Here is an 11,886-nt window from a genome sequence, read left to right as displayed (position 1 = left end):
GGCTGGCCCCCACTCGACCCAAGGAGTCACATGGTCACCATCGACCGCGAGGCCGCCCCGGCCACTGCCGTGGCAGCCGTCCCCGCCCTCGTGGCGGCCCTCGCCGGGCGGCGAGGTGCGGCCCTCGCCCTCGGTGCGCTTCCCGCTGCCGTTGCCCTCTTCTTCCGTGACCCCGAGCGGCGCCCCGACGTCGACCGGGCCGCGTTCGACGCCGACACGGTCGTTTCGCCTGCCGACGGCAAGGTCATGTATGCCGGCCCCGGCCAGGACGGTGTCGCGCCGGAGGGCGAATGGCAGCAGGTGAGCATCTTCCTCTCGGCCTTCGACGTCCACATCAACCGGGCGCCCTACGGCGGGCGGCTGCGCGAGGTGACCTACAAGCCGGGACGGTGGCTCGCGGCCTATAAGCATGAGAGCGCACACCAGAACGAGCGCACCGATCTCGTCATCGAGCGCGAGGTCGACGGGCAGGTGCGCGCCGTCCACTTCCGCCAGATCGTCGGTCTGATGGCGCGACGGGTCGTGACCCGTGTCGCGGCCGGCGACGAACTCGCCACGGGCGAACGCATCGGACTCATGAAGTTCGGCTCCCGCATGGACGTCTTCGTGCCGCCGGAGGTCGACCTGACGGTTCGGGCCGGCGCGCGCGTTGTCGCCGGCGAGACCGTCATCGCACGATGGCCCTCCGCGGACGCGGTCTCGTGAGCGACAACGCCCCTGCGAAACGTCGCCGGTTCGACCGCTGGCGGCTCGTCTCCCCGACGGGTGCCGAGGTCGTCTCGCTGCGCCAGCTGAGCAAGCGCGAGCGACTGCGCGTCACCGCGCCGACGATCTTCACGATCATCAACATGATGAGCGGGCTGTCCTCGGTGCTGCTGGCGTTCCGGGGGGAGTTCACCTGGGCCGCTGTCCTCATCGCTGTGTCGATCATCATGGACATCGCCGATGGCGGGGTCGCGCGCCTCGTCGGGGCCACGTCGCCGTTCGGACTCCAGATGGACTCGCTCGCCGATCTCATCTCGTTCGGATTCGCGCCAGCGATCCTCGTGCACACCTGGGCGCTGCCCGAATATCCCGTGCTGTCGTGGCTCGCGGCCTACTTCTGGCTGGCGTGTGCGGCGTTCCGCCTCGCGCGGTTCAACGTCACCGTCGACCCGACCGCGGACAAGCGCTACTTCGTCGGACTGCCCAGTCCGGCGGCGGCTGCGGTCGTCATGGCGACGATCTTTGCCCTGAACCAACCGCAGTCCGGGGCCTACGACACCTCGCTCATCGTGCCGGTGATCATCAGCTTCGTCCCGGCCATCCTCATGGTCACCTCGATCCGGTTCCGCTCGTTCCGCAACCTGCTCTCGCCCCAGAGTCGGAATGCCTGGATCGGCACGGGTCTCGTCGTGGTGGCGATCATCGTCGGACTCGTGCTCAACCCCGGGCTGACCGGCCTCGTCATCGCCTACGGCTACGTCCTCCAGGCGCCCTTCGGAGTGTTGACCGCCCCGTTGAGGGAGCGGCTTCTCGGTCCCGAGGCAGTTGCGCCCCGACGTCACCGGATGCCGTCGGTCTTCCTGCCCGAACCCGACGGCGACGACGCCTGAGGGGTTAGGTTCACCTTCGTTTACCTCTGGCGGGGCAATTACGTAACATCGTTGTTGTGAATATCCCGGCCACCGCAGCGGTGCCACAGGTTCTGGAGTCGCGCACGCGCGACCGGGTCCTGCAGGCCATCGGTGAGCGTGGCCCGATCACGTGTGCGGCTCTCGCGGACGAGCTCGGCCTCACGGTGCCGGCGGTCCGGCGCCACCTCGACAACCTCACCGAGTCCGGTCTCATCGCCGACCGGGAGGCCACGACGACCGGCGGTCGCGGTCGCCCCGCCCGGTCGTTCGTCCTCAGCGAGGGCGGGCACCAGGCGCTGGAGTCCGACTACGACCACCTCGCCACGGAGGCCCTGCGCTTCCTGGCCACCGAGGTCGGCCCCGAGGCCGTGCGGAAGTTCGCGGAGTCCCGGGTCGGCGAACTCGAGACCCGGTATGCCGGGGAGCTGGCTGCCGTGGGTACGGACACTGCCGCTCGGGTCGAGGCCCTCGTCGCCGCGCTGACGCGCGACGGCTTTGCGGCATCCGCACGTCCGGTCGGCGAGCACGGCGAGGCCCCACTCACTGCGCTCTCCGGCATACAGCTGTGCCAGGGGCACTGCCCCGTCCAGCACGCCGCTCGGGAATTTCCCCAGTTCTGTGACGCTGAAACAGACGCGTTCTCGCGTCTGCTCGGCGTCCACGTGCAACGACTTGCCACTCTCGCGCACGGAGATCACGTGTGCACGACGTTCGTTCCCACCAAGTCTGAGATGTCAACAGAAAGGTCTTCGCGATGAGCACCATCGAGGAGCTGAACCCGGGTCTGAAGGACCTGGGCCGCTACGAGTACGGCTGGGCCGACAGCGACACTGCCGGCGCGACCGCGAAGCGCGGGCTCAACGAGGATGTCGTCCTCGACATCTCGCGACGCAAGAGCGAGCCGCAGTGGATGGAGGACCTCCGCCTCAAGTCGCTGCGCCTCTTCGGCAAGAAGCCCATGCCGACGTGGGGGAGTGACCTCACCGGCATCGACTTCCAGAACATCAAGTACTTCGTGAAGTCGACCGAGAAGCAGGCCACCTCGTGGGAGGACCTGCCCGAGGACATCAAGGCGACGTATGACCGTCTGGGCATCCCCGAGGCCGAGAAGCAGCGTCTGGTCGCCGGTGTCGCGGCCCAGTACGAGTCCGAGGTCGTCTACCACCAGATCCGTGAGGACCTGGAGGAGAAGGGCGTCATCTTCGTCGACACCGACACCGGCCTGCGCGAGCACGAGGGCCTCTTCCGCGAGTACTTCGCGTCGGTCATCCCCGCCGGTGACAACAAGTTCGCCGCGCTCAACACGGCCGTGTGGTCGGGTGGCTCGTTCATCTACGTCCCACCGGGCGTCCACGTCGACATCCCGCTCCAGGCCTACTTCCGGATCAACACCGAGAACATGGGCCAGTTCGAGCGGACCCTGATCATCGCGGACGAGGGCTCGTACGTGCACTACGTCGAGGGCTGCACCGCGCCGATCTACCAGTCGGACTCGCTGCACAGCGCCGTCGTCGAGATCGTCGTCAAGAAGAACGCCCGCGTGCGCTACACGACGATCCAGAACTGGTCCAACAACGTCTACAACCTCGTCACCAAGCGCGCGACCTGCGCCGAGGGCGCGACGATGGAGTGGATCGACGGCAACATCGGCTCCAAGGTGACGATGAAGTATCCCGCCGTCTTCCTCATGGGCGAGCACGCCAAGGGCGAGACGCTCTCCGTCGCGTTCGCGGGCGAGGGCCAGCACCAGGACGCCGGCTCCAAGATGGTCCACGCGGCCCCCAACACCTCGTCGACGATCGTGTCGAAGTCGGTCGCACGTGGCGGCGGTCGCACGTCCTACCGCGGTCTCGTGCAGGTCATGGAGGGCGCACACGGGTCGAAGTCGAGCGTCGTCTGCGACGCGCTGCTCGTCGACACGATCAGCCGCTCCGACACCTACCCCTACGTCGACATCCGCGAGGACGACGTGACCATGGGTCACGAGGCCACGGTCTCCAAGGTGTCCGAGGACCAGATGTTCTACCTCATGTCCCGAGGCATGTCCGAGACCGAGGCGATGGCGATGATCGTGCGCGGCTTCGTCGAGCCGATCGCCAAGGAACTCCCCATGGAGTACGCCCTCGAGCTGAACCGCCTCATCGAGCTTCAGATGGAAGGAGCCGTTGGCTGATGAGCCTTCTGGCCAACAAGCCCCAGTCCGCCGAGCAGCCGGGGCACACCGACTCTGCTGCCGCTTTCGTCCCCGACCAGTCGCGCGCTGAGCGGAAGACGTCGTATGCCGTCGCCGACTTCCCGCTGCCGAGCGGCCGTGAGGAGGAGTGGCGCTTCACCCCCGTCGACCGACTTCAGGCGCTCTTCGCCGACACCGCCGGCACCGCGCTGCGTCGCGACGAGTCGCTGCCCCAGGGCGTGACCGTCTCCACCGTGTCGCACGAGGACTGGCAGGGGAGCGGTGCTCCGAAGCCCGCCGACCGCGCTGCCGTCGTCGCGACCGCCCAGGCCGAGTCGGTCCTCGTGATCGACGTGCCCGCCGAGGCCGAGCTCACCGAGCCGGTCCGCCTCACCCTCACCGGCGAGGGCGCGCTCTCGCACGGTCACACGCTCGTGCGCGTCGGCAACTTCGCCAAGGCGACGATCGTGCTCCGCCACGAGGGCGACGCCCAGTACTCGGAGCTGCTGTCCGTCGTCGTCGGCGATGGCGCCGACGTCACGCTCGTCAGCGTCCAGGAGTGGGACGACACCGCCCTCCACCTCGGCCAGCACGACGTCGTCGTCGGCCGCGATGCCAAGGTCCGCCACATCGCGGTCACCCTCGGCGGCGGCATCGTCCGGCTCAACACCAACGCCTCGTATGCCGGTCCCGGCGGCTCCTTCGAGGGCCTCGGCGTCTACTTCGCCGACGCCGGCCAGCACCAGGAGCACCGCCTCTTCGTCGACCACGAGGCGCCGCACTGCCACTCGAACGTCGAGTACAAGGGCGCGCTTCAGGGCGAGACCGCCCACACCGTCTGGGTCGGCGACGTCCTCATCCGCGCCGCGGCGGAGGGCACCGACACCTACGAGCTCAACCGCAACCTCATCCTCACCGACGGCGCCCGCGCCGACTCGGTGCCCAACCTCGAGATCGAGACCGGCGAGATCGCCGGCGCGGGTCACGCCTCGGCCACCGGTCGCTTCGACGACCAGCAGCTCTTCTACCTGCAGGCCCGTGGCATCGACGAGGACACCGCCCGGCGCCTCGTCGTGCGCGGCTTCTTCGCCTCGATCGTCGGCCGCATCGGCGTCCCCGAGGTCGAGGAGCGCCTCATGGAGGCCATCGACCGCGAGCTCGAGGGCGTGGCATGAGCGAGGTCCGGGAGACCACCGCCGACTTCGTGCGCGTCTGCGCGCTCGACGAGCTGCCGAGCATCGGCGCGGCCGCGGCCGACATCGACGGCCGCATCGTCGCGATCGTGCGCACCGCCGACGGTGACGTCCACGCGGTCGACGACACCTGCAGCCACGCCAACGTCTCGCTCTCCGAGGGCGAGCTCGACGGCTGCACCCTCGAGTGCTGGCTGCACGGCTCCCGTTTCGACATCCGCACCGGCGACCCGTCGGGGCCGCCCGCCACGGCGCCCATCGCCGTCCACACCGTCAAGATCGAGGGCGACGACGTCTACGTCGCCCTGAACCAGGAGAACTGAGCACATGAGCACCCTCGAGATTCGTGACCTCCACGTCACCGTCGACACCGAGCAGGGCACCAAGGAGATCCTCCGCGGCGTCACGCTCACCATCAACTCCGGTGAGACCCACGCGATCATGGGCCCCAACGGCTCGGGCAAGTCGACCCTCGCCTACTCGATCGCCGGCCACCCCAAGTACACGATCACGAGCGGCACGGTCACCCTCGACGGCGAGGACGTCCTCGAGATGAGCGTCGACGAGCGCGCCCGCGCCGGCCTCTTCCTCGCGATGCAGTACCCCGTCGAGGTCCCCGGTGTCACGGTGAGCAACTTCCTGCGCACCGCCAAGACCGCGATCGACGGCGAGGCCCCCAAGCTCCGCACCTGGGTCAAGGACCTCAAGCAGTCGATGGCTGACCTCAAGATGGACCCGGCCGTCTCCGACCGCGGCGTCAACGAGGGCTTCTCCGGCGGCGAGAAGAAGCGCCACGAGATCCTCCAGATGGAGCTGCTCAAGCCCAAGATCGCGATCCTCGACGAGACCGACTCGGGCCTGGACGTCGACGCGCTGCGCATCGTCTCCGAGGGCGTCAACCGCGCCAAGGAGGCCACCGGCTCCGGTGTCCTGCTCATCACCCACTACACGCGGATCCTGCGCTACATCAAGCCCGACTTCGTCCACGTCTTCGTCGACGGCCGGATCGCCGAGCAGGGTGGCCCCGAGCTCGCCGACCGCCTCGAGGCCGAGGGCTACGACCGCTTCCAGGCCGCGCCCGCCGCCGCGACCGACGAGGCCGCCACCCCCGCCAACGCCTGACCGGGAGCACCGACATGACCGCGACACCGTTCACGACCGAGGAGGTCGCCCGCATCCGGGCCGACTTCCCGATCCTCGCGCGCACCGTGCGCGACGGTGCGCCGCTCGTCTACCTCGACTCCGGCGCCACGTCACAGAAGCCCACGGCGGTGCTCGACGCCGAGCGTGACTTCTACGAGCGGCTCAACTCGGCACCGCACCGCGGCGCGCACGCGCTCTCGGAGGAGGCCACGGCCGCCTACGAGGGTGCCCGCGAGCGCATCGCGGCATTCATCGGCGCGCAGGCGCAGGACGTCGTCTTCACCAAGAACGCCACGGAGTCGCTGAACCTCGCGGCCTACGCGTTCTCGAACAGCCCGCACCCCGGCATCCCGGGCAGCGAGCGGTTCGCGCTCGGCGAGGGCGACGAGGTGCTCGTCACCGAGATGGAGCACCACGCCAACCTCGTGCCGTGGCAGGAGCTGTGCCGGCGCACCGGCGCGACCCTGCGGTGGGTCCCCGTCACCGACGAGGGCCGGCTCGACCTCTCGGGGCTCGACGAGCTGCTCACCGAGCGGACCAAGGTCGTGGCGTTCGTCCACGCGTCCAACGTCCTCGGCACGGTCAACCCGGTGGCCGAGATCGTGGCGCGGTCCCGCGAGGTCGGCGCCCTCGTCGTCCTCGATGCGTGCCAGTCGGTGCCGCACCTCGGCGTCGACGTCACCGACCTCGACGTCGACCTCCTCGCGTTCTCGGGCCACAAGATGTTCGGCCCGAGCGGCATCGGCGTCCTCTGGGGCCGGCGCGAGCTGCTCGAGGCGATGCCGCCGTTCCTCACCGGTGGGTCGATGATCGAGACCGTCCGGATGGAGGGCAGCACCTACGCCCCGCCGCCGCAGCGCTTCGAGGCCGGTGTGCCGATGACCGCGCAGGCGATCGGTCTCGCCGCCGCCGTCGACTACATCGAGTCCATCGGGGGAGTGGACCGGATCCATGCGCACGAGCTCGCCCTCACCGAGAGGCTGCTCGCGGGTCTCGCGGCCCGGCCGTGGGTCACGGTCGTCGGTCCGTCCGACCTCGAGTCGCGAGGCGGCACGGTCGCGTTCGTCGTCGACGGCGTTCACGCTCACGACGTCGGCCAGGTGCTCGACGGCTCGGGCGTCGCCGTCCGGGTCGGTCACCACTGCGCGTGGCCGCTGCACCGCCGCTTCAAGGTGGCGGCGACGACGCGAGCGAGCTTCGCGGCATACAACACCGTCGACGAGGTCGACGCGCTGCTCACCGCGCTCGACACCGTCCCGCAGATCTTCGGGATGGCCGGCTGATGGACCTCTACCAGCAGCTCATCCTCGAGCACTCCAAGAACCCGCAGCATGCCGGTCTCCGCGACCCCTTCGAGGCCGAGGTGCACCACGTCAACCCGACGTGCGGCGACGAGGTGACCCTGCGCGTGCACGTCGAGGACACCCCCGACGGGCCCGTCGTGCGCGACGTGTCCTACGACGCCCTCGGCTGCTCGATCAGCATGGCGTCGACGTCGATCCTCGCTGAGGAGACCATCGGTCGCCCGCTCTCCGAGGTCCTCACGACCTACGAGGCGATGAAGGCCATGCTCACGTCCAAGGGTGAGGACCCGGGCGACGAAGAGGTCATCGGCGACGGTGTCGCGCTCTCCGGCGTCGGCAAGTACCCCGCCCGCGTCAAGTGCGCCCTCCTCGGATGGATGGCCTTCACCGACGCGTTGCACCAGAGCGGTCACAGCACCGAGACCACGCCCATCCCGGCGAAGGAAGGAACGTCATGAGCGAGACCACCGCACAGGCCAATGTGGCTGATGTCGAGGAGGCCCTGCGTGATGTCGTCGACCCCGAGCTCGGGATCAACGTCGTCGACCTCGGCCTCGTCTACGGCATCACCGTCGACGGCCAGAACCACGCCGTCATCGACATGACGCTCACGTCCGCGGCGTGCCCGCTGACCGACGTCATCGAGGACCAGACGGCGCAGTCCCTCGAAGGGCTCGTGGCGTCCTACCGCGTCAACTGGGTCTGGATGCCGCCGTGGGGTCCGGACAAGATCACCGACGACGGTCGCGAGCAGCTGCGCGCCCTGGGTTTCAATATCTAGATTCAACATTCGACAATGTCTTCATGACCCGAGTCGTTGAGGTTTCGCCTGAGCGGTACCCCGCGTGGCGCGAGCGCTTCGACACCGCGAATCCCGACGGCCCCCAGCGGGTCGTCGGGATCTCGCGTTTCGAGGCACCGCACCTTGCCGTCCTGTTGATCAGACGCGGAGGGTATGCCGTGGCGCACGTCTCCGGGTCCGCTCTCGTCGCGCACAAGGTCGGGACGCGTCACGTCCAGTCGCGCACGGCGGCGGGTGGGTGGTCGCAGCAGCGGTTCGCGCGACGCCGGGGCAACCAGGCCGACGAACTCGTCCGAGCGGTCGCCGAGCACCTCCTGCGAACGGTGCCGGACGGCATACCGGATGGTCTTGTCGTCGGCGGGGACAAGACGTTGGTGAGGGACGTCCTCAGCGACCCGCGGTTGGCGACGCTGCGGGACCTGGCGCGACGGGAGTTCTATGACATCGCCGACCCGCGCCGGGCCGTCCTGGACGAGGTCGTGCGGCGGGCCCGGGCCGTGCAGGTGAGCATCGACGACGGTCCCGGCGCATGATGGGGGCATGGCCTCCTACACGGTGAACCGCAAGGCCGTCCGGCACTGTCGTGACCTCATCGCCCAGGGCAAGGTCGTCCTCGACAGCGACTGGGGTCAGGTGCAGCCCGACGCCGATACGCAGAACGCGTTCCTCGAGGACAACGACTGGGCGGCCTACGGTGCGTGGCACCTCGGGCTCACGGAGGGCGCGAACGACGAGACCAAGGCGCGCCACGCGTTCGTTGTCGGCGACTTCGACAAGGTGCACCGCAGCGCCCTCATCGCCTGTGTGTACCGCGCGTCGGAATGGCGCCACAAGAAGGTGGAGCTCGCCGCTCACCGGCTCCTGCAGGAACTCGACAAGAAGTACCCCGAGAACGACTGACCGCCCCGGCGCGATGGGCGCGGGGCGGTCCAGTCGATGACATCGGGGGAGCGGCGGGTCAGCTCACCTGGTCGACGTTGAAGGTGTTGCACTGGTTGAGGTCGCCGGTCTTGTATCCCTGGAGGAACCAGCGCTGGCGGGCCTCCGCCGATCCGTGCGTCCAGGCCTCCGGGTTCACCTGGCCCTGGGTCTTCTCCTGGATGCGGTCGTCACCCACGGCGGCGGCGGCCGACAGGGCGCTCTTGATGTCCGCCTCGGTGAGCTGCTTGAGGTAGGGCTTGCCGTCAGGTCCGTTGGCCGTCGAGGCGTGCTGGGCCCAAACTCCGGCGAGGCAGTCGGCCATGAGCTCGATGCGGACCGCACCGCTGTTGGCGCCCTGCGGGTCCTGCTGCGCTCGCCCGAGCAGGCCGAGCTGGTCCTGCAGGGCGTGGCCGTACTCGTGGGCGACGACGTACTCCTGCGCGAGGGCACCGTCGTCGGACCCGAATTGCTGCGTGAGGATCGCGAAGAAGTCGGCGTCGATGTAGACCTTCTGGTCGAGCGGGCAGTAGAACGGACCGACCTGGTTGCTGGCTGTGCCGCACTGCGACTGGGTGGCACCGGAGTAGAGGACGGTCTTGGTGGGCTGCCACTGCTTCTGGTAGCGGGGGAGCTCGGCCGTCCAGAAGGCCTGCACCGAGTTCACGGTGCCGATGACGCGGCACTGCACGTCGGCGTTGGCGTCCGCGCCGGTCTTGCAGTTCTCGAACGCGTTGCCGCTCGTTCCGTCGACCTGCTCCTGGCTGCTCGGGGGAGCGGTCTGCTGGTCGGTGCCCATCGGGATGCCGAAGATCAGGCTGAGGATGAGCAGGATGATGCCGCCGATGCCACCGCCGACGACAATGCCGCCGGGCGCGCCTCCGCCGCCGCCACCGGACTCCACCTGCGAGGTGTCGAGACGGACGTCGTCGTTGAAGCTCATCCAAGGCCTCCCATGAATCGCGTTTTCCGTGCCGTGCACGGCCCACTTAGACTAAGGGGCGAAAGGCCCGCGGTGCGTGAGCGGTGCGCCTGTTCATCCACCCCAGTTTCCCCGACGAAGGACTTTCCTGTGCTCACTGCCGCCGCGATCGAGCTGCGCGCGGGGTCCCGACTCCTTCTCGACAACGCTTCCTTCCGGGTCGCCGCGGGCGACCGCATCGGGCTCGTCGGGCGCAACGGCGCCGGCAAGACCACGCTGACCAAGGTCCTCGCCGGGGCCGGCCAGCCGGCCGCGGGTTCGGTGTCGTCGTCGGGGGAGGTCGGCTATCTGCCTCAGGACCCGCGGACGGGTGACCTCGACGTCACCGGCCGCGACCGCATCCTGTCGGCGCGTGGACTGGACCGGATCGTGCGGGAGTTGCGGGCCGCCGAGAAGGCGATGTCCGAACAGACCGGTGACAGGCTCGAACAGGCCATGCGCCGTTATGGTCGCCTCGAGGGCGAGTTCCTCGCCGCCGGCGGGTATGCCGCGGAGTCCGAGGCCGCGTCGATCGCGAGTGCCCTGGCCCTCGAGGAGCGGCACCTGGACCAGACGCTCGGGACCCTCTCCGGTGGCCAGCGCCGCCGCATCGAACTGTCCCGCATCCTGTTCTCCGGCGCGGAGACCCTGCTTCTCGACGAGCCGACTAACCACCTCGATGCCGATTCCATCGTCTGGTTGCGCGACCACCTCAAGGGCTACAAGGGTGGGCTCATCGTCATCTCGCACGACGTCGACCTGCTCGACGCCGTCGTCAACAAGGTCTATCACCTCGACGCCAACCGGGCCGAGCTCGACATCTACAACCTCGGGTGGAAGGCCTATCTCCAGCAGCGCGAGACCGACGAGCGCCGCCGCAAGCGCGAGCGGGCGAACGCCGAGAAGAAGGCCGGCGTCCTCATGGCTCAGGCCGACAAGATGCGCGCCAAGGCGACGAAGACGGTCGCTGCCCAGAACATGGCCCGGCGGGCCGAGCGACTGCTGGCCGGTCTGGAGACCGAGCGGGTCAGCGACCGCGTCGCCAAGCTTCGCTTCCCGGATCCGGCTCCGTGTGGCAAGACGCCGCTGCGCGCGAGCGGGCTGTCGCGCTCCTACGGGTCGCTCGAGATCTTCACGGACGTGGACCTTGCCATCGACCGCGGCTCGCGGGTCGTCGTGCTGGGCCTCAACGGCGCCGGCAAGACGACGCTCCTGCGCATGCTCGCGGGAGTGGATGCCCCGGACACCGGCCGGGTCGAACCGGGCCACGGGCTCAAGATCGGCTACTACGCCCAGGAACACGAGAACCTCGACGTCGACCGGTCGGTTCTCGACAACATGAAGTCGTCGGCTCCCGAGTTGGGGGAGACCGAGGTCCGCAAGGTGCTCGGGTCGTTCCTCTTCACAGGGGATGACGTCGACAAGCCCGCCGGAGTCCTCTCCGGTGGTGAGAAGACGCGACTGTCGCTGGCCCTCCTCGTCGTGTCGTCCGCCAACGTCCTCCTGCTCGACGAGCCGACCAACAACCTCGATCCGGCCTCGCGCGCCGAGATCCTCGGAGCCCTCAAGACCTACAAGGGCGCCGTCGTGCTCGTGACGCACGACGAGGGAGCCGTCGACGCCCTGGAGCCCGAGCGCATCCTGCTCCTTCCGGACGGCGTCGAGGACCTGTGGGGTCCGGACTACAAGGACCTCGTCACCCTCGCCTGAGTGTGTGGCGTGCGTGCGAGGCCCAGCGGCTCTCGAGGCGGCGGCGACCGACCTTCCGCGTGACCC

At 69.0% G+C, this 11,886-nt stretch carries 14 protein-coding genes; 13 read left to right on the top strand and 1 reads right to left on the bottom strand.

What is annotated here, in order from left to right:
* Positions 1 to 30: 30 nt before the first annotated feature.
* Genes N803_RS05400 through N803_RS05345 form a run of 12 tightly spaced genes read left to right on the top strand, consistent with a single transcriptional unit; the run spans position 31 to position 9,131 of the window.
* Complete coding sequence (locus N803_RS05400) at positions 31 to 705, top strand: phosphatidylserine decarboxylase (RefSeq protein WP_035903152.1); 675 nt, start codon at positions 31 to 33, stop codon at positions 703 to 705.
* Positions 702 to 1,595 carry a CDP-diacylglycerol--serine O-phosphatidyltransferase gene (pssA, locus tag N803_RS05395; protein WP_245617020.1) on the top strand — a complete coding sequence of 298 codons (894 nt, stop codon included), beginning with the start codon at positions 702 to 704 and terminating at the stop codon, positions 1,593 to 1,595. The genes N803_RS05400 and pssA overlap by 4 nt, the downstream gene beginning before the upstream one ends.
* Positions 1,596 to 1,651: 56 nt before the next feature.
* Positions 1,652 to 2,374, top strand: a complete 723-nt coding sequence (locus N803_RS05390; protein ID WP_052111814.1) for a helix-turn-helix transcriptional regulator — start codon at positions 1,652 to 1,654, stop codon at positions 2,372 to 2,374.
* Positions 2,371 to 3,789, top strand: coding sequence for a Fe-S cluster assembly protein SufB (gene sufB, locus N803_RS05385; protein ID WP_035903149.1), 1,419 nt, complete (start codon positions 2,371 to 2,373; stop codon positions 3,787 to 3,789). The genes N803_RS05390 and sufB overlap by 4 nt, the downstream gene beginning before the upstream one ends.
* Entirely contained in the window at positions 3,789 to 4,964 is a 1,176-nt protein-coding gene (gene sufD / locus N803_RS05380) for a Fe-S cluster assembly protein SufD (protein ID WP_035903146.1), read from the top strand. The genes sufB and sufD overlap by 1 nt, the downstream gene beginning before the upstream one ends.
* A complete protein-coding gene (locus N803_RS05375) occupies positions 4,961 to 5,305 on the top strand; it encodes a non-heme iron oxygenase ferredoxin subunit (RefSeq protein WP_035903145.1) in 345 nt (114 codons plus the stop codon). Before sufD ends, N803_RS05375 begins: the two co-directional genes overlap by 4 nt.
* 4 nt (positions 5,306 to 5,309) lie before the next feature.
* A complete protein-coding gene (sufC, locus tag N803_RS05370; protein ID WP_035903143.1) occupies positions 5,310 to 6,104 on the top strand; it encodes a Fe-S cluster assembly ATPase SufC in 795 nt (264 codons plus the stop codon).
* A 14-nt stretch (positions 6,105 to 6,118) separates the two neighbouring features.
* The gene (locus N803_RS05365; protein ID WP_035903141.1) at positions 6,119 to 7,408 is read left to right on the top strand and encodes a cysteine desulfurase; all 1,290 of its coding nucleotides are present in this window, start codon (positions 6,119 to 6,121) and stop codon (positions 7,406 to 7,408) included.
* On the top strand, positions 7,408 to 7,887 hold the full coding sequence (gene sufU, locus N803_RS05360) for a Fe-S cluster assembly sulfur transfer protein SufU (protein WP_035903140.1): 480 nt from the start codon (positions 7,408 to 7,410) through the stop codon (positions 7,885 to 7,887). Before N803_RS05365 ends, sufU begins: the two co-directional genes overlap by 1 nt.
* Positions 7,884 to 8,210, top strand: a complete 327-nt coding sequence (locus N803_RS05355; RefSeq protein WP_035903138.1) for a metal-sulfur cluster assembly factor — start codon at positions 7,884 to 7,886, stop codon at positions 8,208 to 8,210. The genes sufU and N803_RS05355 overlap by 4 nt, the downstream gene beginning before the upstream one ends.
* Before the next feature lie 23 nt (positions 8,211 to 8,233).
* Positions 8,234 to 8,764 (top strand): acVLRF1 family peptidyl-tRNA hydrolase, encoded by a 531-nt coding sequence (locus N803_RS05350; RefSeq protein ID WP_035903137.1) that lies wholly within the window; start codon positions 8,234 to 8,236, stop codon positions 8,762 to 8,764.
* Positions 8,765 to 8,771: 7 nt separating this feature from the next.
* A complete protein-coding gene (locus N803_RS05345; protein WP_035903136.1) occupies positions 8,772 to 9,131 on the top strand; it encodes a hypothetical protein in 360 nt (119 codons plus the stop codon).
* Between the two features lie 58 nt (positions 9,132 to 9,189).
* Here N803_RS05345 and ypfJ read toward each other — a convergent pair whose 3' ends face one another.
* On the bottom strand, positions 9,190 to 10,092 hold the full coding sequence (gene ypfJ / locus N803_RS05340) for a KPN_02809 family neutral zinc metallopeptidase (RefSeq protein WP_035903135.1): 903 nt from the start codon (positions 10,090 to 10,092) through the stop codon (positions 9,190 to 9,192).
* 129 nt (positions 10,093 to 10,221) lie between these two features.
* Here ypfJ and N803_RS05335 point away from each other — a divergent pair, with 129 nt between their 5' ends.
* Positions 10,222 to 11,820: an ABC-F family ATP-binding cassette domain-containing protein gene (locus N803_RS05335; protein WP_035903134.1), complete on the top strand. Its 1,599-nt coding sequence runs from the start codon at positions 10,222 to 10,224 to the stop codon at positions 11,818 to 11,820.
* The last annotated feature ends 66 nt before the right edge of the window (positions 11,821 to 11,886 follow it).

This window comes from Knoellia subterranea KCTC 19937, assembly GCF_000768685.1.
Classification (GTDB): Bacteria; Actinomycetota; Actinomycetes; order Actinomycetales; family Dermatophilaceae; genus Knoellia; species Knoellia subterranea.
This window is presented reverse-complemented; position numbering and strand designations above follow the sequence as displayed.